The 23,337-nt window shown below is 49.8% G+C and carries 16 protein-coding genes, 1 rRNA gene and 1 riboswitch; of the genes, 10 read left to right on the forward strand and 7 right to left on the reverse strand.

Translation table 11 applies throughout. From position 1 onward, the window contains the following. Positions 1-28: 28 nt before the first annotated feature. The 3 genes from U0008_RS00545 to argE all read right to left on the reverse strand — a co-directional run bounded on the left by U0008_RS00545 (position 29) and on the right by argE (position 6,153). The gene (locus U0008_RS00545; RefSeq protein WP_025801462.1) at positions 29-1,756 is read right to left on the reverse strand and encodes a phosphoethanolamine transferase CptA; all 1,728 of its coding nucleotides are present in this window, start codon (positions 1,754-1,756) and stop codon (positions 29-31) included. A 342-nt stretch (positions 1,757-2,098) separates the two neighbouring features. Then, the gene (ppc, locus tag U0008_RS00550) at positions 2,099-4,735 is read right to left on the reverse strand and encodes a phosphoenolpyruvate carboxylase (RefSeq protein ID WP_043490132.1); all 2,637 of its coding nucleotides are present in this window, start codon (positions 4,733-4,735) and stop codon (positions 2,099-2,101) included. Positions 4,736-5,004: 269 nt separating this feature from the next. Then, complete coding sequence (gene argE / locus U0008_RS00555; RefSeq protein WP_130934660.1) at positions 5,005-6,153, reverse strand: acetylornithine deacetylase; 1,149 nt, start codon at positions 6,151-6,153, stop codon at positions 5,005-5,007. A gap of 167 nt (positions 6,154-6,320) precedes the next feature. Between argE and argC the strand changes: the two genes are divergently transcribed. The 4 genes from argC to argH all read left to right on the forward strand — a co-directional run bounded on the left by argC (position 6,321) and on the right by argH (position 10,952). Beyond that, positions 6,321-7,331 carry an N-acetyl-gamma-glutamyl-phosphate reductase gene (gene argC / locus U0008_RS00560; RefSeq protein WP_043490136.1) on the forward strand — a complete coding sequence of 337 codons (1,011 nt, stop codon included), beginning with the start codon at positions 6,321-6,323 and terminating at the stop codon, positions 7,329-7,331. Between the two features lie 32 nt (positions 7,332-7,363). After that, a complete protein-coding gene (argB, locus tag U0008_RS00565; protein ID WP_043490138.1) occupies positions 7,364-8,143 on the forward strand; it encodes an acetylglutamate kinase in 780 nt (259 codons plus the stop codon). 75 nt (positions 8,144-8,218) lie between these two features. Further along, the gene (locus tag U0008_RS00570; RefSeq protein ID WP_043490141.1) at positions 8,219-9,433 is read left to right on the forward strand and encodes an argininosuccinate synthase; all 1,215 of its coding nucleotides are present in this window, start codon (positions 8,219-8,221) and stop codon (positions 9,431-9,433) included. A 145-nt stretch (positions 9,434-9,578) separates the two neighbouring features. Then, positions 9,579-10,952 carry an argininosuccinate lyase gene (gene argH / locus U0008_RS00575; protein WP_043490142.1) on the forward strand — a complete coding sequence of 458 codons (1,374 nt, stop codon included), beginning with the start codon at positions 9,579-9,581 and terminating at the stop codon, positions 10,950-10,952. Positions 10,953-11,013: 61 nt separating this feature from the next. Here the strand turns inward: argH and U0008_RS00580 are convergent, their stop codons facing one another. Both U0008_RS00580 and U0008_RS00585 read right to left on the reverse strand, forming a co-directional pair. After that, positions 11,014-12,462: a dihydrolipoyl dehydrogenase gene (locus U0008_RS00580; protein WP_043490145.1), complete on the reverse strand. Its 1,449-nt coding sequence runs from the start codon at positions 12,460-12,462 to the stop codon at positions 11,014-11,016. 91 nt (positions 12,463-12,553) lie between these two features. Beyond that, entirely contained in the window at positions 12,554-13,288 is a 735-nt protein-coding gene (locus tag U0008_RS00585) for a glutathione peroxidase (protein WP_025801454.1), read from the reverse strand. Between the two features lie 151 nt (positions 13,289-13,439). Here U0008_RS00585 and oxyR point away from each other — a divergent pair, with 151 nt between their 5' ends. After that, on the forward strand, positions 13,440-14,366 hold the full coding sequence (oxyR, locus tag U0008_RS00590; protein ID WP_025801453.1) for a DNA-binding transcriptional regulator OxyR: 927 nt from the start codon (positions 13,440-13,442) through the stop codon (positions 14,364-14,366). Here oxyR and sthA read toward each other — a convergent pair. Then, the gene (sthA, locus tag U0008_RS00595) at positions 14,349-15,749 is read right to left on the reverse strand and encodes a Si-specific NAD(P)(+) transhydrogenase (protein WP_025801452.1); all 1,401 of its coding nucleotides are present in this window, start codon (positions 15,747-15,749) and stop codon (positions 14,349-14,351) included. The genes oxyR and sthA overlap by 18 nt on opposite strands. Positions 15,750-15,992: 243 nt before the next feature. Here sthA and fabR point away from each other — a divergent pair, with 243 nt between their 5' ends. Both fabR and U0008_RS00605 read left to right on the forward strand, forming a co-directional pair. Continuing rightward, complete coding sequence (gene fabR, locus U0008_RS00600; protein ID WP_025801451.1) at positions 15,993-16,655, forward strand: HTH-type transcriptional repressor FabR; 663 nt, start codon at positions 15,993-15,995, stop codon at positions 16,653-16,655. Positions 16,656-16,676: 21 nt separating this feature from the next. Beyond that, complete coding sequence (locus U0008_RS00605) at positions 16,677-17,066, forward strand: YijD family membrane protein (protein WP_025801450.1); 390 nt, start codon at positions 16,677-16,679, stop codon at positions 17,064-17,066. Positions 17,067-17,143: 77 nt separating this feature from the next. On the opposite strand, the gene trmA is transcribed toward U0008_RS00605, so the two are convergent. Beyond that, positions 17,144-18,247 carry a tRNA (uridine(54)-C5)-methyltransferase TrmA gene (trmA, locus tag U0008_RS00610; RefSeq protein WP_043490148.1) on the reverse strand — a complete coding sequence of 368 codons (1,104 nt, stop codon included), beginning with the start codon at positions 18,245-18,247 and terminating at the stop codon, positions 17,144-17,146. A gap of 118 nt (positions 18,248-18,365) precedes the next feature. Next, a riboswitch (cobalamin riboswitch) is annotated at positions 18,366-18,572 on the forward strand. Between the two features lie 65 nt (positions 18,573-18,637). On the opposite strand from trmA, the gene btuB reads away from it, so the two are divergent. The 3 genes from btuB (at position 18,638) to U0008_RS00625 (ending at position 23,304) form a co-directional block, all read left to right on the forward strand. Continuing rightward, complete coding sequence (gene btuB / locus U0008_RS00615) at positions 18,638-20,530, forward strand: TonB-dependent vitamin B12 receptor BtuB (RefSeq protein ID WP_043490151.1); 1,893 nt, start codon at positions 18,638-18,640, stop codon at positions 20,528-20,530. Further along, the gene (gene murI, locus U0008_RS00620; RefSeq protein WP_043490155.1) at positions 20,475-21,335 is read left to right on the forward strand and encodes a glutamate racemase; all 861 of its coding nucleotides are present in this window, start codon (positions 20,475-20,477) and stop codon (positions 21,333-21,335) included. The genes btuB and murI overlap by 56 nt, the downstream gene beginning before the upstream one ends. Positions 21,336-21,761: 426 nt before the next feature. Next, positions 21,762-23,304, forward strand: a 16S ribosomal RNA gene (locus U0008_RS00625). Positions 23,305-23,337 lie beyond the last annotated feature (33 nt).

Genomic DNA, 23,337 nt, shown 5'->3' on the forward strand with positions numbered 1-23,337 from the left:
GAGGCTTTTTACTTTTAGTGATGACCTACTACTGATTACCGACCTGATCGCCATACGGCAATTTGTCGTAATCGTGCAGACCTTTCTTCGCATACGGGTTGCCGATCCAACGTGTTGTTTCCACAAAGTTTGGACTCACCAAACTTCTCTCAGGATTAAACAGGTCGTATTTCAAACCAGCCATGTCAGACCATGTATGAATCAGCTCTGAGCTGCTGTATTTACGATTGGTCATGGAAGTAAAGTCACGCGGGTGCGCTTGCTGCCAGCTTGGTGATGTCCACAGAATGAACGGGATGCTGTACATATGGCGCGTTGGTGCCGCCTCGTTACGTCCCTGAATGTTGTGTGGAGGTGTGTCATACACTTCTTCACCGTGGTCAGAGAAATACAGCAGGAAACCGTTCGGGTTCGTTGCGGAGTAATCTTTGATCAGGCTAGAAACCACGAAGTCGTTGTACAGGTTAGCGTTGTCATACTCGTTATAAGAGTCAATCTGATCTTGGCTTAAACCTGGAGGCACGCCTTCGGCGTTATTAAACTTATCAAATCCTTCTGGGTAGCGGAATTTGTAGTTAATGTGCGTACCCAGCAGATGTACCACGATAAATTTCTTCGGTGCAGGATCGGCCATCACTTCTTTAAATGGCTTCAGCACGTCGCCGTCGTACTGACGAGCGCTCTGTGTACGCTGTTGGTTCAGGTAATACTGCTTATCTGTTTGCTGGGAGAACAGGGTTAGCATGGTATTACGCTTGGTCATGGTTTGCTGGTTAGTGATCCAGAAGGTTTTGTAACCCGCCTGCTTCATCATGTTCATCAATGAAGGTTGGGTGAGATACAGATCTGGATTCTTCTCGTTAGCGAACGTCAGAGCCTGCTGCAAGATCTCGATGGTGTAAGGACGGGATGTAACCACGTCGTTGAACACGGTCAGGTTCTTGTCAGTTTTATGGATTTCATCCAACTGCGGCGTGGTCTCACGCGGATACCCGTACAGGCTCATATGGCCGCGTTGAGTTGATTCGCCAATCACCAGAACCAGAGTACGCGGTGCGTTACCGCTGGTATCGGTAAGGTTTGCAAGCGGAGGCAACGCGCTGTTTTCTTTCATCAGCGCCTGTAGGCTTGCAAGCTGGTTACGATATTCGAAATAGCCGGTGATCATTTGCCATGGAGCCGCGGGCTCCATACGTGACGTTAGACTCGGTAAGGAATCTACAAACGAACGTTTCTTAATCACCATGTTATAGGCCAGCGGATTAACGATCAGGCCATAGAAGATCGCGGCTGGAATAACATAACGCCAGAATGATGGGATATATACTGGGCGTACGCGAGTCCATAAGAAAGCGCAAACAACGGTATAAGCCAGCAATAGAAGAGCGAGATGAAGGCTGAAATATTGACTGAAGTACTCTCCGGCTTCGCTGGTATTCGATTCAAACATCACAAACAGGACGCTTTGGGAGAACTCTTGTCCATAGATGATGTAATAACCCAAAGAACACAGCGATGCTGCCCATAAAATAATGCCAATAACCGCAGCAATAATGCGGGTTTTATTTGGGAATAAAAATACGGGAATTAGCCAAAGGGAACTGTACAGCAATGAATCGCGAATGCCGTTGGAGCCACTGTATCCCGTTACGAGGATAACAGCCTGAAGAACGGTAGAGAAAAACCAAAAGAACAGGAGAAGCCAGAATAACGCTTTCCAGCTGAATGCCTTATCTGCGTTTGGAGATGAAATCATATTATTTCAGCCTATCAGAGAATATCACCGCGGGGATGTTAGTCATCTAACCTTAAAGGAACCTTAGTTTTTATTAACGGATTAAGTAAACCGCAATAAACATGTGTCTCGGAATTAATGAACAACGAGTAAGCGCTGCAATAAAGCCGAACGATACTAGCAATATTATTTTTTCGTAACAATAGATGCTAATTTTTAATAAAAGTTCGTGATGTATTGTGATTTTTCATTGAAGGAAAGTATTACGTACAGTTGTTTGGCGAAGACTTGAGAGATCTGAGGGGGGCGCTAGAAGAAAAACGCGCTAACTAAAGAGATAGCGCGTCTATTGTCAGGGAGAGATTAGCCTGTATTGCGCATACCGGCTGCAACGCCTGCGATGGTGACCATCAGCGCTTGTTCAACGTTAGCATCCGGCTCCGGCAGCGAGCGTGAACGGTGCAGCAATTCAGCCTGCAGTACGTTTAAAGGATCGGTATACACATTGCGCAGCGCGATAGACTCTGCGATCCATGGCAGATCCTCCATCAAGTGATCGTCATTGGCGATGGTGAGTACCACTTTGATATCTTTCGAGAGCTGATCGCGCAGCTGTTTGCCTAGCGGCCACAGTTTTTCGTCAACCAAGCGCTGATCGTAGTATTCAGCCAGCCATAAATCTGACTTCGCAAACACCATTTCTAGCATGCCAATGCGGGTTGAGAAGAACGGCCAGTCGCGGCACATGGTTTCCAGCGTTGACTGTTTTCCTTCATCTACGGCGGCCTGTAGCGCAGCCCCCGCACCCAGCCAAGCTGGCAGCATTAAGCGGTTTTGCGTCCAAGCGAAGATCCATGGAATAGCGCGCAGGCTTTCTACGCCGCCGTTTGGTTTACGTTTGGCAGGGCGAGAACCCAAAGGCAGTTTGCCAAGCTCAAGCTCAGGCGTGGCAGAGCGGAAGTAAGGCACGAAGTCCTTATTTTCACGTACATAGCCACGATACATATCGCAGGAAACGTCTGACAACTCATCCATTAAATCGCGCCATTCCTGCTTTGGTGCCGGCGGTGGCAACAGATTCGCTTCCAGAATCGCGTTGGTATACAGCGATAGGCTGCTGATGGTGACCTGTGGTAAACCGAGTTTGAAGCGGATCATCTCGCCTTGCTCGGTGACACGCAGACCGCCTTTCAAGCTGCCCGGCGGTTGTGAAAGCAGAGCCGCATGAGCCGGTGCACCACCGCGACCGATTGAACCACCGCGACCGTGGAACAGGGTCAATGCCACGCCCGCTTTTTCGCACACGTTAACCAAGGCTTCTTGAGCACGATATTGCGCCCATGATGCTGCCATCACGCCTGCATCTTTTGCTGAGTCAGAGTAGCCAATCATCACCATCTGCTTACCCTGAATAAAGCCACGATACCAATCGATGCTCAACAGCTGAGTCATCACGTCTTCGGCATTATTTAAGTCATCCAGAGTTTCAAACAGCGGAGCAACAGGTAACGCGTAAGGGCAGCCCGCTTCTTTCAATAGCAGATGAACAGCGAGAACGTCGGAAGGGGTGCGCGCCATCGAAATCACATAGGCGGCGATGGAGCCCTGAGGTGCCTCCGCGATCACGCGGCAGGTATCAAAGACTTCTTTAGTTTCAGCGCTTGGCTCCCATTGGCGTGGAACCAGTGGGCGTTTAGAGTTGAGTTCACGCACCAAGAAGGCCTGTTTGTCAGCTTCTGACCAGCTTTCATAGTCGCCTAGGCCTAAATAACGGGTGAGCTCAGCTAAGGCTTCAGAGTGGCGAGTGCTTTCTTGACGAACATCCATGCGCACGAGCGGCACGCCGAAGCAGTGAACGCGGCGCAACGTGTCCAGCAACTGGCCATTGGCGATAATACCCATGCCGCAGGCTTTGAGCGATTGGTAACAGGCGTACAACGGTTCCCAAAGCTGCTCGTTTTTCACCAGCAGATTGTCTGGGCGCGTCGCGCGTTCGCCTTTGATTTTCGCGGCCAGATAAACCTGAGTTTCAGTTAGCTGCGTGCGCAGTTTTTTCATCAGCTCACGGTATGGCTCTTGAACCTCATCCCCCCCAGCCAGAGCGCGCAGTTCTGGCGTGCATTCTGTCATCGACAGTTCAGAAACCAGCACGGCGATATCACGCAGGAACAGGTCTGTGGCTTTCCAACGGCTTAACAGTAAAGCGTGGCGCGTGATGTCTGCGGTCACGTTCGGATTACCGTCACGGTCGCCGCCCATCCATGCGGTGAAACGCACGGGCACAGCTTCAACCGGTAGTTGGTAACCCAATGAGTTTTCTAGCTGTTCGTTAAACTCGCGTAAGAATGCAGGAACCCCTTCCCACAGGCTGTTTTCCACCACGGCATATCCCCATTTAGCTTCATCAATTGGGGATGGGCGATTTTTACGAATTTCATCGGTATGCCATGATTGAGCAACCAGCTGGCGCAGACGACGCATGATTTGATTGCGTTCGTAGTCGGCTAAATCGCTGTGATCGAGCTGGCTAAGGCAGTTGTTAACCTCAACCAGTTTATGAATCAGGGTACGGCGGGTGATTTCAGTAGGATGAGCGGTGAGGACTAACTCAATGGAGAGATCGTCTACGGCTTTTTTGATCTGCTCATCGCTGAGATTGTTGTTTTTCAAACGGGTGAAAAGTTGAGCCATCACTTCAGGGTTACTTGCCGCTTCGCCATGAGGGGAAATGCTGTGATATTGCTCGGCGGTATTTGTCAGACTCAGGAATTGGCTAAAGGCGCGGGCAACCGGCAACAGCTCATCATTCGACAAGTTTTGTAGCGTCGTTAACAGTTCCTGACGGCTTGCATCGTTACCCGCACGTGAGGATTTTGATAATTTACGGATAGTCTCAACGCGGTCTAGGATATTCTCGCCCAGCGCTTCTTTGATGGTGTCGCCGAGCAGCTTCCCTAGCATACTGACGTTACTTCGCATTGCCGAATATTGTTCGTTCATAAGACCCCTGACCCCTCCAATATGTAAATTTCTTTCACCCGAAAGGCGTAGACCGCCTCTTTTATAAAGCCACGTTCCATTGTCTACGTCAATTGTCACAATTTATTGCTAAACGACATGAATTTGGTGATTTAACTGAAATTTAATTACACGGTGACGGGAATTAACGTTTCTAATAACAGTTACGTTGCAAACGGCGGCGATAGGGTGATATCACCGCCGTTTTCACTGCGAATAATTCATTAAAGCGCGGATCGATAATTCATCGATTATCTACAAAAATGTCTAACCACTTGGCCGATCAAATCACGCGTGGGCTGGATGAACGACGTTGCTAAGTACTCATCGGGCTGGTGGGCTTGATCGATTGAGCCGGGCCCTAAGACTAGTGTAGGACAAACTTCCTGAATAAATGGCGCTTCGGTGCAATAGTTCACCACTTCCGCACGCTCGCCTAATAATCCCTCGATAACCTGCACCAGCGGGGCATGGACAGGGCATTCGTATCCTGGGATCGGCACATGCAGGTGTTCAATGGTTAAACGGCCCGGCCATTTTTCACTGACTGGAGCAAGTGCCTGATTGAGTAACTCGTCAATATCGTTAAGCGTCATGCCTGGTAACGGACGAATATCCATATGCAATTCGCAGCAGGCGCAGATTCGGTTAGGGGCATCGCCGCCGTGAATATGACCAAGGTTCATGGTTGGATATGGAATGGTAAAAGCATCGTGGTGGAAGCGATCTTTTAGCGTGTTACGCAGCGTCAGCAGATGGCCGATGGAATCATGCATCAGTTCGATTGCGTTTACGCCGCGCGAGGGATCGCTGGAGTGGCCGGATTGTCCTGTGATGCGGATCGCTTCTGATAAGTGTCCTTTGTGCGCACGCACGGGTTTGAGTGAGGTTGGCTCACCGATGATGGCGCAATCGGGGCGAAGGTGCGTCGTTGCGGCGAAATAACGCGCGCCAGCCATGGTGGTTTCTTCATCGGCGGTAGCCAAAATATAAAGTGGCTTGCTGAGCTGGCTCAAATCCACATCGCGCAGCGTATCCAGAATAAAAGCGAAAAAGCCTTTCATGTCTGCGGTGCCGAGTCCGTAAAGCTTATTGTCGTGCTCGGTAAGCGTGAAAGGATCGCGCGTCCAGCGCCCATCATCAAACGGCACGGTATCCGTATGGCCCGCCAGCATCAGCCCGCCACTTCCCTCACCATAACTGGCGAGGAGATTAAATTTGTTACGCGTATGTGGCACGGCCTGCACTTCAACCCGAAAACCAAGATCGCTAAACCAGCCTGCGAGTAAGTTGATTAATGTTTCATTGCTTTGATCGAGCGCGCTGTCCGTTGCACTAATGGATGGAGTGGCGATCAGGGCACGGTACAGCTCAATAAATGGCGGTAATTTCATATTCACTGTTGACAGCCTTTCGTTAGGATAGTATCAATATTCATGCATTATTTATGAATAAAAATACAATAAGCGCTCGCCGAATGAAACCGTAAAAGTTATGATGAGCAGCGCCAAATGTAATTTTTCCGATCAACAATCTTTCATAAAAACTAAGAAGGTGGAATCGATACATGTCTACGTTAAATGGGTTAATTGTAGGAGCCAGCGGTTATACCGGCGCGGAACTCGCCGCTTATCTGCAGCGCCATCCTCATATGAACATAACCGGTTTAACGGTTTCAGCGCAAAGTGCAGATGCGGGAAAATTGCTTTCTGATTTGCATCCTCAGTTGAAAGGCATTGTTGATTTACCGTTATTGCCGATGAGCGATGTGGCGGCAATGGCAAAAGATGTTGATGTGGTTTTTCTTGCTACGGCGCATGAAGTTAGTCATGACCTAGCCCCTCAGTTTTTGCAGATGGGCTGCGTGGTGTTTGATCTTTCCGGTGCTTATCGGGTGAATCAGGCCAGTTTTTACCAAGATTATTATGGATTTACTCACCAGCATGCCGACTGGCTCGACAAAGCGGTTTACGGATTGGCGGAGTGGCGTGCTGAAGATATTAAACAGGCTCAACTGGTGGCCGTTCCCGGCTGCTATCCCACCGCATCACAGCTGGCATTAAAGCCGCTGATTGATGCGGGTCTGCTCGATTTAAACCAATGGCCGGTTATCAACGCCGTTAGCGGTGTCAGTGGTGCAGGGCGTAAAGCCAGTATGACGACCAGTTTTTGCGAAGTGAGTTTGCAGCCTTATGGCATTTTTACACATCGCCATCAGCCTGAAATTGCGACCCATGTAGGAACGCCGGTGATTTTCACTCCGCACTTAGGCAATTTCCCTCGCGGTATTTTGGCCACGATTACCTGCAAATTAACCGCGGGTGTAACGGCTGAGCAGGTCGGCGCTACTTATCAGCAGGCCTATGCAGAAAAACCGTTGGTTCGCGTCTATGACAAAGGTGTTCCGGCGATAAAAAACGTGGCGGGAACGCCGTTCTGCGACATCGGTTTTGCGCTGCAGGGTGAGCATCTGATTATTGTGTCTGCCGAAGATAACTTACTGAAAGGCGCGGCGGCGCAGGCGGTGCAATGCATGAATATTCGCTTTGGATTTAATGAAACCCAATCATTGCTGTAACGACCAAACGTTAACTTTAAAAAGAGACTGCTATGAATAATCCATTAATCATCAAGTTAGGTGGCGTACTACTCGATAGTGAAGAGGCGATGCAACGTTTGTTTCAGGCTTTAGTTGCTTACCGCCAAAGCCATCAGCGACCACTGGTGATTGTTCATGGCGGTGGCTGTTTAGTGGATGATTTGATGAAACAGCTCAATTTGCCGGTAGTGAAGAAGAACGGACTGCGCGTCACGCCAGCCGATCAGATCGGCATTATCGCCGGTGCGCTCGCCGGTACGGCAAACAAAACGCTGCTGGCCTGTGCCAAGAAACACAAAATTGCAGCGGTAGGTTTGTCATTGGGCGATGGCGATATGGTTGAAGTGAGCCAGTTGTCAGAAGAACTCGGTCATGTGGGCAAAGCGAAAGCGGGTTCACCTGCGCTGGTCACGACGCTGTTAGCAACGGGCTATCTGCCGATTATCAGTTCGGTTGGGATCACCGCGGAAGGCGAATTGATGAATGTGAATGCCGATCAGGCTGCTACCGCATTGGCGGCAACCTTAGGCGCGGATTTGATTTTGCTGTCAGACGTTAGCGGTATTCTGGATGGCAAAGGGCAGCGTATAGAAGAAATGACGGCTGCCAAAGCAGAGCAACTGATCGTTCAAGGCATTATTACCGATGGAATGATTGTAAAAGTAAACGCTGCGCTTGATGCCGCTCGGTCTCTGGGAAGGCCGGTTGATATTGCAAGCTGGCGCCATGCCGAGAAACTTCCGGCATTGTTTAATGGTGTGCCGGTAGGCACCAGAATTCTCGCAAATTAATTACCCGTCAATTTAGGGTAATAACGACCTAATCTAACTAAATAATTTTAAGTTATTGAGATAAAGGAAAAGACTATGGCAACGCAAGGCATCAGCAAAATCGTTCTGGCTTACTCTGGCGGCTTGGATACGTCGGCAATCATTCCTTGGCTGAAAGAAAACTACGGCGACTGTGAGGTTATTGCATTCGTGGCAGATATTGGCCAAGAGCGTGAAGACTTGGTTGGCGTGGAAGAAAAAGCGCTGCGCTCTGGTGCTTCAGCCTGTTATATCGCCGATCTGCGTGAAGAATTCATTAAAGATTATGTTTACCCTGTGCTGAAAACCGGTGCGCTGTACGAAGGAACCTATTTGCTGGGAACCTCAATGGCGCGTCCACTGATTGCCAAAGCGCAGGTTGAACTCGCCCTGAAACTCGGTGCGGATGCGCTATGCCACGGTGCAACCGGTAAAGGTAACGATCAGGTTCGTTTCGAAACCACCTATACCGCGTTGGCTCCACAACTGAAAGTTGTTGCTCCTTGGCGTGAGTGGGATTTACGTTCGCGTGAGGCGCTGCTGGACTATCTGAAAGTGCGCGATATCCCAACCACGGCATCGTTGGAAAAAATCTACAGCCGTGATGCCAATGCTTGGCATATTTCCACCGAGGGCGGCGTGCTTGAAAGCCCATGGAATGCCTCGAACCAAGATTGCTGGGTCTGGACCAATTCCCCGGAAGATGCACCAAATGAGTCTGAATTAGTGACCGTTGGTGTTGAAAACGGCGAAGTAGTGGCGGTTAACGGCAAAAAAATGAGCCCGTTTGCCTGCTTAGAAGCGCTGAACGTGTTGGGTGCAAAACACGGTGTGGGCCGTATTGATATCGTGGAAAACCGTCTGGTAGGGATCAAATCCCGTGGCTGCTACGAAACCCCAGGGGGCACCATTATGATGGCGGCTCTGCGCGGCGTAGAGCAGTTGGTTCTGGATCGTGATTGCTTTAAATGGCGTGAGCAGCTTGGTCAGGAAATGTCCTATGTTGTATACGATGGCCGCTGGTTTGCGCCGCTGCGTGAGTCCATTCAGGCAGCCGCTGATTCCATCGCCAAAGATGTTAATGGCGAAGTCGTGATTAAGTTGTATAAAGGACAGGCAACGGCGATCCAGAAAAAATCTGGCAACAGCCTGTATAACGAAGAGTTTGCTACCTTCGGCGAAGATGACGTTTACGATCACAGCCATGCGGGCGGCTTTATTCGCTTGTTCTCGTTGTCATCACGTATTCGTGCGCTGAACGAGAAGAAATAATAGCAGGCCTTCCCCCTCCCAACCTCCCCCTTCACAGGGGGAGGAGCCGATCGAGCAACGATTGCGGACAGCTTCCTCCCCTGTGAAGGGGAGGGTTGGGGTGGGGTAATAATGAGTAGAACACTAAAATTTAACGGAGCATCACATGGCACTATGGGGCGGGCGGTTCAGTCAGGCGGCAGACCAGCGGTTTAAGCAATTTAATGACTCACTGCGGTTTGATTACCGATTGGCTGAGCAGGATATTACCGGCTCGGTGGCATGGTCGAAGGCGCTGGTTACCGTGAATGTTTTAACGGTTGAAGAACAGCAGAAGCTGGAAAACGCGTTGGGTGTTTTGCTGGAAGAGGTTCAGGCAAACCCTGAGGCGATTTTGGCCAGCGATGCAGAAGATATTCACAGCTGGGTTGAGACGCAGCTGATTAATAAAGTCGGTGATTTAGGTAAAAAACTACACACGGGGCGTAGCCGTAACGATCAGGTTGCTACGGATCTGAAACTCTGGTGCAAGAATGAGATCGGTGAGTTGTTACTGGCTGTTCAGCAGTTGCAGCAGGCGCTGGTGGTAACGGCTGAAGCTAATCAGGACGCGGTGATGCCGGGTTATACCCATCTTCAACGCGCTCAACCGGTGACTTTTGCACACTGGTGCTTGGCGTATGCTGAAATGTTGGCGCGTGATGAAAGCCGTTTGCACGATACGTTGAAGCGTTTGGATGTCAGTCCGCTTGGGTGTGGGGCTTTGGCGGGCACGGCTTATCCAATCGATCGTGAACAGCTGGCGGAATGGCTAGGTTTTGCCAGCGCAACGCGCAACAGTTTGGATAGCGTTTCTGACCGCGACCACGTGCTGGAACTGCTTTCTAATGCGTCCATTGGTATGGTGCATTTGTCGCGCTTTGCGGAAGATCTGATCTTCTTCAACAGCGGTGAAGCGAACTTTGTAGAGTTATCCGATCGTGTGACTTCTGGCTCATCGTTGATGCCACAGAAGAAAAATCCCGATGCATTAGAACTGATTCGCGGTAAATGTGGTCGTGTGCAGGGCGCGTTGACCGGCATGATGATGACGTTGAAAGGCCTACCGTTGGCCTACAACAAAGATATGCAAGAAGATAAAGAAGGCCTATTCGACGCACTGGATACGTGGATGGACTGCCTGCATATGGCGGCGCTGGTGCTGGATGGTATTCAGGTGAAGCGCCCTCGTTGCCAAGAGGCGGCAGAACAGGGATATGCTAACGCAACAGAATTGGCCGATTACCTCGTCGCGAAAGGTGTTCCGTTCCGTGAAGCCCACCATATTGTGGGTGAAGCTGTGGTGGGAGCGATTAAGCAGGGTAAAGCGTTGGAAGCATTGAGCCTCAGCGAACTGCAAAAATTCAGCAGCGTGATTGGCGATGACGTTTATCCTATTTTGTCACTGCAATCTTGCCTAGATAAACGTAGCGCCAAAGGTGGCGTTTCTCCGCATCAGGTCGCTCAGGCGATTGCCGAGGCAAAACAGCGCCTGCTTTAGTTGAGTTGTTGTATCAATGAAAAACCGGGCAATGCCCGGTTTTTTAGCGAAATTTGCGACGTTATTCACCCGGACAGCGCATACAGCGCTCGGTCTCGCTGCCGCCGATGCGCAGCTTACTTTGTAAATCACGCAATGCGGTTCGCAGGCCTTCTTCTATTACAGGATGATAGAACGGCATATCCAGCATTTGATCGACGGTCATACCTTGTTGATGCGCCCATGCGAGCAGATGTGCAATGTGTTCAACTTCCGGCCCCATCATTTCAGCACCAAGGAATTTGCCCGTTCCTTGTTCGCCATAAACATGCAGTAAGCCTTTGTTACGCAGCATGACGCGAGAACGTCCTTGGTTTTCGAAAGAGACTTCGCCAACCTCAAAGCAGCCACAGGCACCATATTTTTGGCTGAGTTCACGATAGGTTGAACCGACCATGGCGATTTGTGGATCGGAGAACACCACCGAAATTGAACTGCGGCGTAAGCCCTGCTTCACTTCTGGGAAGCTACCCGCATTATCACCGGCAATTCGAGCCTGATCGCTGGCTTCGTGTAACAGCGGAAGCTGATTACTTGCATCACCGGCGATAAAGATATGCGGCACGCTAGTTTGCATGGTCAGTCGATCGGCGACCGGAACGCCGCGTGCATCAAGCTCAAGCGACGTATTTTCGATGGCGAGATTATCAACGTTTGGACGACGACCTGTGGCCGCCAGCACGTAGTCCACCATGATTTCCTGTGGCTTACCGTCTAAATCCTGATAGCGAATAAATACGCGATCGCCTTCGCGTTGCATGATCTCGACTTTCACATCGGGATCGAGATAAAACTCTTCGCCTAAAGCGCGGCGAGCATAATCGCGTACATCGCTGTCCGTGAGAGGGCCTACGGCACCACCGACGCCAAAGACTTTCACTTTCACGCCGAGACGATGAAGTGCTTGGCCGATCTCTAAACCGATAACGCCGGGGCCAAATACCGCCACAGATTCAGGCAGATCGTCCCAGTTAAATACATCATCATTGATAATCAAGCGATCGCCGAGATCGTTCCACGGTGCCGGCCATGTTGGGCGAGAACCGGTGGCGATAACGATGCGTTTTGCCACGATGCGGGTGTGATCGTCAACTTGTAGGGTATTGTCATCGATAAAACGGGCGTAACCGAGAATTTTGTCGTTGTCAGGAATACTGATGACGCCTTCCATCACAAAACCCACGAAGCGGTCGCGTTCGCGTTTAACGCGAGCCATGACTTCGCGGCCATCAATTTTTATTTCACCATGAGGGTGAATGCCAAAACCGGGAGCGCGCTCGATTTGATGCACGGCTTCTGCCGCGGCAATGAGTAATTTGGAAGGCATACAGCCAACGCGAGCACAGGTTGTGCCAAATGGGCCACCCTCGATCATGACAACGCTTGGCGTAGAGAGTTTTGCTGCGCGATAGGCACCTAGACCTGCTGTACCGCCGCCGATAACGGCCACGTCAACATTGAGTTCTTTCATGAAGCTATCTCCTGAAATCGGAAAAAAAAGGCGGGATGAACCCGCCAAAATGTTGGCTTACTTTTTTATAATAACGACTACTTGCAGGTGATTATGCCTGTTGCAGGTAAACTTCTAAGTCATCGCTGCCACCGATATGTTGTCCACCAATGTAAACTTGTGGAACAGTCGCTCGGCCAGTTACAGCGCGCAGGCTCACGGTGGTTGCGTCTTTACCCAGCACGATCTCTTCATACTGGATGCCGCGGTCTTGCAGCATTTGTTTGGCTTTAGCGCAGTATGGGCAACCTGGTTTGGTAAACAGGGAAACCGAAGCCTGCACTTTGAAATCGGGTGCTAAATATTTCAGCATGGTATCTGCATCAGATACTTCAAACGGGTCGCCTGGCTTGTTAGGTTCAACAAACATCTTTTCAACCACGCCGTTACGAACCAGCATGGAATAGCGCCATGAGCGTGGGCCAAAGCCGAGATCGGCTTTTTCGACCAGCATGTTCATGCCTTTGGTAAATTCACCGTTGCCGTCTGGAACGAAAGTGATGTGCTCTGCTTTCTGGTCAGCTTTCCATGCATTCATTACGAAGGTGTCGTTAACGGAAACGCACAGAATGCTGTCGACGCCTTTTTCATGGAACACTGGAGCCAGCTCGTTATAACGCGGCAGATGGCTTGATGAACAGGTTGGGGTGAATGCACCCGGCAGAGAAAACACGATAACGGTTTTGTCTTTGAACAGGTCATCGGTAGTCACGTCAATCCACTGGTCGCCCTGACGGGTGTGGAAAGTTACCTGTGGAATTTTCTTACCTTCTTGGCTAGTAAACATGGATTAACCCTTTAATTATTAGATTAAAAATTACTGGTGTTGGCGTGTCGCCGTTCGTTGATGGACATTATTCACACTTAGGCTTGATAGTTCTAATCGTTCATTGCTATCTTATTTATCGCCATGAGCTATCATGGCTCGGAGGATAAATATGAATATTCGAGATTTAGAATACCTAGTGGCGCTGTCTGAACATCGCCATTTTCGTCGCGCTGCCGACTCATGCCACGTCAGCCAACCAACGCTGAGTGGTCAAATCCGTAAGCTGGAAGATGAGTTGGGTGTGATGCTTCTGGAGCGTACCAGCCGTAAGGTACTGTTCACCCAAGCAGGATTATTACTTGTCGATCAGGCACGTACGGTTCTGCGTGAGGTTAAAGTACTTAAAGAGATGGCTAGCCAGCAGGGTGAGGCGATGTCCGGCCCACTGCACATCGGCTTAATCCCAACGGTTGCGCCTTATTTACTGCCACAGATTATTCCAACGCTGCACAAGACTTTCCCTAAGCTGGAAATGTATTTGCATGAAGCACAGACCCACCAACTGTTAGCGCAGCTTGATAGCGGCAAATTGGATTGTGCGATTCTGGCATTGGTCAAAGAAACCGAGGCATTTATTGAAGTGCCATTGTTTGATGAGCCTATGAAGCTGGCGGTGTATAACGGCCATCCTCTGGCAGACAAAGATAAAATTGCGATGTCTGAGCTGGCCGGCGAGCATTTGTTAATGCTGGAAGACGGGCATTGTCTGCGCGATCAGGCGATGGGATTCTGTTTCCAAGCAGGGGCAGATGAAGATACGCATTTCCGTGCAACCAGCTTAGAAACGCTGCGCAACATGGTTGCTGCGGGAAGCGGTATTACTTTGCTGCCAGCATTAGCGGTTCCACCTGAACGTGAACGCGATGGCATTTGCTATCTGCAATGCTATAAGCCTGAACCGAAGCGAACTATCGCATTAGTTTATCGCCCAGGTTCTCCGCTGCGCGCGCGCTATGAACAGCTCGCGGAAGCAATCCGCGAGCATATGCAGGGCGTCATGGCGCAACAGTGCAACGCTTTAAAACAGGCGGTTTAGCCCGTTTAACGCAGCCACACGATAGGCCTCAGCCATGGTTGGATAGTTGAAGGTGGTATTAACGAAATACTCGATGGTATTACCTTCTCCTTTCTGTTCCATGATTGCTTGGCCGATATGAATGATCTCCGCCGCACGTTCGCCAAAGCAGTGGATCCCTAGGATCTGTTTGGTTTCGCGATGGAATAAGATCTTCAAACTTCCCACGCTCATGCCTGCGATTTGTGCGCGCGCCAGATGTTTAAACTGTGCACGGCCCACCTCATACGGCACCTTCATTGCTGTCAGTTCCTGCTCGGTTTTACCTACGGAGCTGATTTCAGGAATGGTGTAAATACCGGTAGGAATGTCTTCGACCAGATGTACGTTAGCTTCGCCTTGCATAATGGCCTGAGCAGCAATACGTCCTTGATCGTAAGCCGCGGAGGCTAAACTTGGATAGCCAATGACGTCACCCACGGCGTAGATATGTGAAATGGCCGTTTGGTACATGCTATTGACCTTCAGAAGGCCACGTCCATCGGCTTCAAGCCCGACATTTTCCAGTTTCAGCGCATCGGTATTCCCTGTACGGCCATTGGCGTACAGCAGACAATCGGCTTTCACTTTTTTACCGGATTTGAGATGCATGATGACGCCATCTTCAACGCCTTCAATCTGCTCGAACTCTTCGTTGTGGCGGATAACAACGCCGTTATTCCAGAAGTGGTAAGAGAGCGCATCTGACATTTCTTGATCGAGAAATGCGAGCAAGCGATCGCGGGTATTCACTAAGTCCACTTTTACGCTCAATCCACGGAAAATCGACGCATATTCGCAGCCGATAACGCCAGCACCATAAATGATGATGTGCTGCGGTTCGTGGTTAAGTTGCAGAATGGAGTCGCTGTCGTAAATGCGCGGATGCTTGAAATCGACGCCAGACGGATGATACGGGCGTGAACCACAGGCGATAATGATGTTATCGGCGGTTAAGGTATCGCGTGTGCCGTCTGGGTAGCTAACGCTGAGGGTGTTAGCATCGATAAACTCGGCGTCACCGGAGAATAATTGGCAATGGTTACGCTCGTAGAATCCCTGACGCATGCGGGTTTGCTGATTAATAACGCTATCGGCATGGCGCAAAATATCAGGGAATGTCGATTTAAGAATTCGGGAGTTGTCGCTGTAGAGAGGATTTTGGTTAAATTCAATTATGCGGCTAACGGCGTGGCGAAGTGCTTTCGAAGGGATGGTGCCCCAATGGGTACATCCGCCACCAACGCTAAAATGCCGTTCTATAACGGCAACCCGCGCGCCCTGTTTTACCAGACCCATGGCGGCGCCTTCACCACCGGGACCTGAGCCAATCACTATGGCATCAAAAGAATAGTGCTGTTGCATGTAGGGTAGGCCTTTCTTATACAAAAATACAACGTTACCTTAACATAATAACCGTGCATCCCCAATCATCCCTACGCTTTTCGTGGCAATTCGCACCCTGTTTTTGTCATCCTAGCTATACATGTCACAGGTCATAGAAGCGTGGTTGGGGTAAAGTTTGATATAGTGGCGCTGAACTACCGCGCCAGAATCAAAAAAAGCCGACGGTGGAATAAAGAAACTTACATTTAACCGGATATTAATATGGGTGTCAGAGCGCAACAAAAAGAACGAACTCGTCGTTCACTGATCGAGGCGGCGTTCAATCAGCTAAGCGCTGAGCGGAGCTTTGCGAGTTTGAGCCTGCGTGAAGTATCCCGTGAAGCTGGTATTGCCCCAACCTCTTTCTATCGCCATTTTCGTGATGTAGATGAGCTAGGGTTAACGATGGTGGATGAAAGTGGGCTGATGCTGCGTCAGTTAATGCGTCAGGCTCGTCAACGTATTGCCAAAGGTGGCAGCGTTATCCGCACATCTGTAGCAACTTTTATGGAATTTATCGGCAATAATCCGAATGCTTTTCGCCTGCTTTTACGGGAACGTTCCGGTACTTCCGCCGCGTTCCGTGCGGCGGTGCAGCGTGAGGTTCAGCACTTTATTGCGGAACTTGCCGATTACCTTGAAATTGAAAATCACATGCCGCGCAGTTTTACTGAAGCACAGGCTGAGGCGATGGTGACTATCGTATTTAGCGCGGGTGCCGAAGCGTTAGATATTGATATGGAACACCGTCGTTTGTTGGAAGAACGTCTTGTTTTGCAGTTGCGGATGATTTCCAAGGGCGCTTATTATTGGTACCGTCGTGAGCAGGAGAAGGCACACATCGCGCATATGCATGAAAATGCAGAGCAGCAGGCTCAGGAATAAATTTAAAGCATAGGGTTGGTCATGATTAAAAGTCGTTTGGATGTGGGAACATTGGTTCTGTCATTGGTTGCGGGGCTTTCTATCAGCGGATCTTTTGCCGCACTGTTTAGCTCAGCCGTATCATTTTCGGTATTTCCCCTGCTGGCTCTGATTTTATCAGTGTATTGCCTGCATCAGCGCTATCTGAACTGTTCTATGCCTGAAGGTATGCCGGTGCTTTCCTCTTCGTGTTTTCTGCTTGGTTTGCTGATGTATAGCGCCATTGTTCGCGTTGAGTATCCAGAAATTGGTTCTAACTTTATGCCAACCCTCCTGTGTATTGTGTTGGTTTTCTGGATTGCCTACCGTATCAAGGCGTTTAAGAAGAACGCTGAGGTTGATAGCGGAAAAGACTTCCACGATCCTGAGTGATTGAGCCGAGCTGATAGACAATACAAATAGAAAAGGCAGCCATTGGCTGCCTTTTTGCGTTTTAATCTGAATCGTTTTTAATCGCGTTTTTCCAGCAACACGCCGCATTCCATATGATGGGTATACGGGAACTGGTCGAACAGCGCCAAACGTGTGACCCGATGTGTTTCGTTCAGCGTCTCCAAGTTTGCGCAGAGCGTTTCAGGGTTGCATGAGATATAGAGGATCCGCGGATACGCCTGAACCATGCGCAACGTGTCGTCATCTAAGCCGCTACGCGGCGGATCGACGAAAATGGTTTCGCACTGATAACCTTTGAGATCGATACCTTCCAAACGTTTGAACTCGCGTACGCCGTTCATCGCCTGAGTAAAATCTTCTGCCGCCATGCGAATGATTTGCACATTCTCGATGTGGTTGGCCGCAATATTAAACTGCGCCGCGGCAACGGAAGGTTTAGCAATTTCTGTCGCGAGCACGCGGTTAAAGTTACGCGCAAGTGCCAAGGAGAAGTTGCCGTTGCCGCAGTACAACTCTAGCAGATCGCCTGTGGAATCCTGTGTAACGTCAAGCGCCCACTCAAGCATCTTAATGTTTACGGCCGCGTTAGGCTGAGTAAAGCTGTTTTCAACCTGACGATAGATCATGTCACGGCCAGCAACAGGTAGGCATTCATCAACATAGTCGTGATCGAAACAGATTTTTGTTTTGGTTGCTCGGCCAATAAGCTGCAGGTCAAAACCTTGTGCACGCAGGCGATCGCGAAGTGCTTCAGCCTCCACTTTCCATTCATCATCCAGCTTGCGGTGATAAAGAAGAGAAACCACCACTTTATTGTTCATGGTCGACAGATAGTCAATTTGGAACAATTTAAAGCGCAGAGCGTGGTTTGGCTTGAGCTCATCCATCATGACGCTCATCAACCGGTTAATCAGCTCGCTCGCGGCAGGAAACTGATCGACGCGGATGCGTTGTTTGGTCTGCTGATCGAACATGATGTGGTAGAGATCGTCTTCATCATGCCAGACGCGGAATTCAGCGCGCATGCGGTAGTGGCTAGCTGGCGAGCGAAATGCCTCAATTTCCGGTGCTGCAAACGGGGTCATCATGTTGGCCAGTCGGGTAACTTTTTCCGTGAGTTGGGCATCATAGTGATCGGTTGGCAGCGTGTTCGGTGTCATGGCAATTCTCGTTAGCATAATAATAGAGGGGCGATTGTAGGCGATGGAATGATGATGTCCAGCTTTGTGACTTATTCTACATCCGAATCATAGAAGTCTAGACTTCTGAATACGTTTTCACTTAGCATGGCGGCCCGGTCTCCAGTGGAGAGTGAAAAGGGAATCCGGTGTGAATCCGGAGCTGACGCGCAGCGGTATGGGGAAGTCACGGCGATATATTGACACTGTCATTGTAGATGGGAAGTCATCGCCCGGTGTGCATACAACAATGAATGTTGGTGCACAAATCCTAAGCCCGAAGACCTGCCGGTACACGTCGCTTTACGTGGTTTTCGCGAATTAACGCCACGGCTCGCGGCATCCTGCCAATTCAGTTTGGATGCTCTTATTATGACTATAAAAAAAAATGCGCTGATGGCGGCTTTGTCTGTCACGGCTTTCTCTGGCTGGGCGCAAGACTCTAACGAAACACCTTCATCATCATCCGCAAATACTAACGACGATGTCATCGTCACCGCCTCGCGTTTTCCTCAACCGGTCTCCACCGTGCTCGCGCCTACGGATATTGTTACTCGAGATGATATCGATCGCTGGCAGGCCAAAACGCTCAATGACGTAATGCGGCGTTTACCCGGCGTCGATATCGCCCAAAATGGTGGCATGGGGCAGAGTGCATCGATGTATATCCGCGGGACCAGCGCAAGCCAAGTTCTCGTGCTGGTGGATGGCATTCCTGTTGCTCGTCCTGGGATCTCGAATACGGCCGATTTCAATCAAATTCCAATTTCACTGGTTCAACGCGTTGAATATATTCGAGGCCCACGTTCTGCCGTGTATGGCTCGGGGGCGATGGGGGGCGTTATCAACGTGATTACGCAAACCGATAAGGAAGGCGCGCAGATCACTGCAGGCGTCGGCTCCAAAGGATTCCAGCAGTACGATGGAAGCGTGCGTCAGAAAATTAGTGATAACACTAAAGTGACGTTGGCGGGGTCGTATGAGAGCACTAAAGGATTTAACGTGCAGCCGGGTTCAACGTACGAACCCGATCATGATGATGATGGCTATCGCAACAAGACTTTCTGGGGCGGGATAGATCACCAGTTTAACAACGAGTTTTCTGGCTTTGCTCGTGGCTATGGGTATACCAACAACAGTGACTATGATGCTAATGGCCCAGGCTATACCGATGAAGCTCAAACATATAATCATACTTATGATGCTGGGCTACGTTATTTGTCAGGTGCTTATTCCTCTCAGCTGATGGGCAGCTATCAGAAAGTCAAAAACTACAACTACAGTAGTGAATATGGTCGCTATGGTAATGCCACCACGCTAGATGATATGGAACAGCGCAATATCCAATGGGGAAATACCTACAGTTTGGATAATGGTCAAATTAGCGCAGGTGTTGATTGGCAGCAACAGCGTCTGACGTCCTCAGACATCAGAAAATCTGATAGCTATAAACGTGATAATTCAGGCCTGTACCTTACAGGACAGCAAAAACTGGGTGATGTCACGCTGGAAGCCTCTGGCCGTGAAGATAAAGACGAACAGTTCGGTTGGCACGGTACTTGGCAAACGGCAGCGGGTTGGGAGTTTACGCCGGGCTATCGAGCCACGTTATCTTATGGCACCGGATTCTTGGCTCCGTCATTGGGACAGCAATTTGGCTCAACACGTTTCAATATTGTTTCTAACCCAAATCTAAAACCTGAAGAATCTAAGCAGTGGGAAGCAGGTTTAGAGGGATTGACTGGACCACTTGATTGGCGTCTGTCTGCGTATCATTACAAAATTGAAAACCTGATTACGTACACTTCTGAGCCAACACCACCTTACAATGGCAGTTACGACAATATCGATTCTGCCACTATTAAAGGCGTCGAGTGGACGGGCAGCATTGATACAGGGATCTTCACGCATCAGGTCACCTTGCAGTATTTAGATCCGCGTAATGATAAAAATGATGAAGTACTAGCGCGTCGTGCCAAACGGCAGGCTAAATATCAGCTCGACTGGACCATGTTTAATGTCGATATGGATGTCTCGTATCAATATTATGGCCGTCGTTACGATAACAACACGTCTAAATACAACAATACGCAGCAGGTATTGCCAAGCTACAGCACCGTCGATATTTCAGCCTCTTATCCGGTTACATCTCATCTAACAGTTCGTGGTAGAATCGCCAACCTGTTAGATAAAGATTATGAAACAGCTTATGGCTACCAAACCGCAGGGAGAGAATATTATCTCTCCGGTAGCTACACCTTCTAATGATGTAGCGACTTCTAAACCCACTGCGCTGGTTTTTGACTCCGGCGTGGGTGGGTTATCTGTATATCAAGAGATCCGTGATTTGCTTCCGGATCTCCACTATATATATGCATTCGACAATCAGGGATTCCCCTATGGGGAAAAAGACGAAGCGTTTATTATCGACCGCGTTGTTAAAACCGTTGCCGAAGTGCAAAAGCGTCATCCTCTCTCTATTGTTATCATCGCCTGTAATACCGCAAGCACCATCACGCTCCCTGCATTACGCGAACGCTTCAATTGCCCTATCGTTGGGGTTGTGCCCGCGATAAAACCAGCGGCAAAGCTGACGCGCAACGGCATTGTTGGTTTGCTAGCGACTAGGGCAACTGTGCAGCGTTCATATACTCACGACCTGATTGCTCGTTTTGCGAAAGACTGCAGCATCAAAATGCTGGGCTCTGCTGAGCTGGTGGAATTGGCTGAAGCTAAACTGCATGGCGAAGAGATTGATCATACGGTGCTAAAGAAGATACTACGCCCGTGGCTGTCGATGGCAGAACCGCCAGATACGGTGGTTCTGGGATGTACGCATTTTCCTTTGCTGCGCGAAGAGCTGGCAGCGGTATTACCCGCTGGGACTCGTTTAGTTGATTCGGGTGCCGCAATAGCCCGTCGTGTCGCTTGGCTGATTGCTAATCAGGAAAACGTGCTGAGCGCTGAAAATGATTTGGCTTATGCAACAGAAACAAATAGCGATACCGACGCACTTTTACCTGTATTGCATCGTTTAGGCTTCTCAGAACTACGCGAATTGAGCATTTAATCCTCAAATATGTGGTTTTTGGTGAAAACTTGCGCGGTTGAAAAGTTTTTTTAAATTAGGGGTTGTCAGCCGTTCAGAAGTCCCTATAATGCGCCACCACTGACCGGGAACAACGACGCAAACGTCGCTCGGTGAGGAAGAGAAAAGCATCGCAGTAATGCGAATTTCTGAAAAGAAAAAAGCTTGACTCTTCAGGAGGAAAGCGTAATATGCACCTCCCGAGTTGCTGGAACGAATGTTCGCAATTCGCTGCTCTTTAACAATTTATCAGACAATCTGTGTGGGCACTCACAAGACAATATCTAACGTCCTCGGACGATAAAATATTAAAGTCTTGAAGAGTGACCAAGCAGTAATTCATTTAGTGAATTATTACGAAAGTTAATTTTCGAGCATCGCTTAACTTGTTTAAGCAAATCAAGCTTTTAATTGAAGAGTTTGATCATGGCTCAGATTGAACGCTGGCGGCAGGCCTAACACATGCAAGTCGAGCGGTAGCACAAGAGAGCTTGCTCTCTGGGTGACGAGCGGCGGACGGGTGAGTAATGTCTGGGAAACTGCCTGATGGAGGGGGATAACTACTGGAAACGGTAGCTAATACCGCATGACGTCTTCGGACCAAAGTGGGGGACCTTCGGGCCTCACGCCATCAGATGTGCCCAGATGGGATTAGCTAGTAGGTGGGGTAATGGCTCACCTAGGCGACGATCTCTAGCTGGTCTGAGAGGATGACCAGCCACACTGGAACTGAGACACGGTCCAGACTCCTACGGGAGGCAGCAGTGGGGAATATTGCACAATGGGCGCAAGCCTGATGCAGCCATGCCGCGTGTATGAAGAAGGCCTTCGGGTTGTAAAGTACTTTCAGCGAGGAGGAAGGCATTGTGGTTAATAACCACAGTGATTGACGTTACTCGCAGAAGAAGCACCGGCTAACTCCGTGCCAGCAGCCGCGGTAATACGGAGGGTGCAAGCGTTAATCGGAATTACTGGGCGTAAAGCGCACGCAGGCGGTTGATTAAGTCAGATGTGAAATCCCCGAGCTTAACTTGGGAACTGCATTTGAAACTGGTCAGCTAGAGTCTTGTAGAGGGGGGTAGAATTCCAGGTGTAGCGGTGAAATGCGTAGAGATCTGGAGGAATACCGGTGGCGAAGGCGGCCCCCTGGACAAAGACTGACGCTCAGGTGCGAAAGCGTGGGGAGCAAACAGGATTAGATACCCTGGTAGTCCACGCTGTAAACGATGTCGACTTGGAGGTTGTGCCCTTGAGGCGTGGCTTCCGGAGCTAACGCGTTAAGTCGACCGCCTGGGGAGTACGGCCGCAAGGTTAAAACTCAAATGAATTGACGGGGGCCCGCACAAGCGGTGGAGCATGTGGTTTAATTCGATGCAACGCGAAGAACCTTACCTACTCTTGACATCCAGAGAATTTAGCAGAGATGCTTTAGTGCCTTCGGGAACTCTGAGACAGGTGCTGCATGGCTGTCGTCAGCTCGTGTTGTGAAATGTTGGGTTAAGTCCCGCAACGAGCGCAACCCTTATCCTTTGTTGCCAGCACGTAATGGTGGGAACTCAAAGGAGACTGCCGGTGATAAACCGGAGGAAGGTGGGGATGACGTCAAGTCATCATGGCCCTTACGAGTAGGGCTACACACGTGCTACAATGGCATATACAAAGAGAAGCGAACTCGCGAGAGCAAGCGGACCTCATAAAGTATGTCGTAGTCCGGATTGGAGTCTGCAACTCGACTCCATGAAGTCGGAATCGCTAGTAATCGTAGATCAGAATGCTACGGTGAATACGTTCCCGGGCCTTGTACACACCGCCCGTCACACCATGGGAGTGGGTTGCAAAAGAAGTAGGTAGCTTAACCTTCGGGAGGGCGCTTACCACTTTGTGATTCATGACTGGGGTGAAGTCGTAACAAGGTAACCGTAGGGGAACCTGCGGTTGGATCACCTCCTTACCTAAAGATAGCGTTAAGTGCAGTGTCCACACA

The organism is Hafnia alvei (assembly GCF_034424155.1).
In the GTDB taxonomy this organism is placed as follows: Bacteria; Pseudomonadota; Gammaproteobacteria; order Enterobacterales; family Enterobacteriaceae; genus Hafnia; species Hafnia alvei.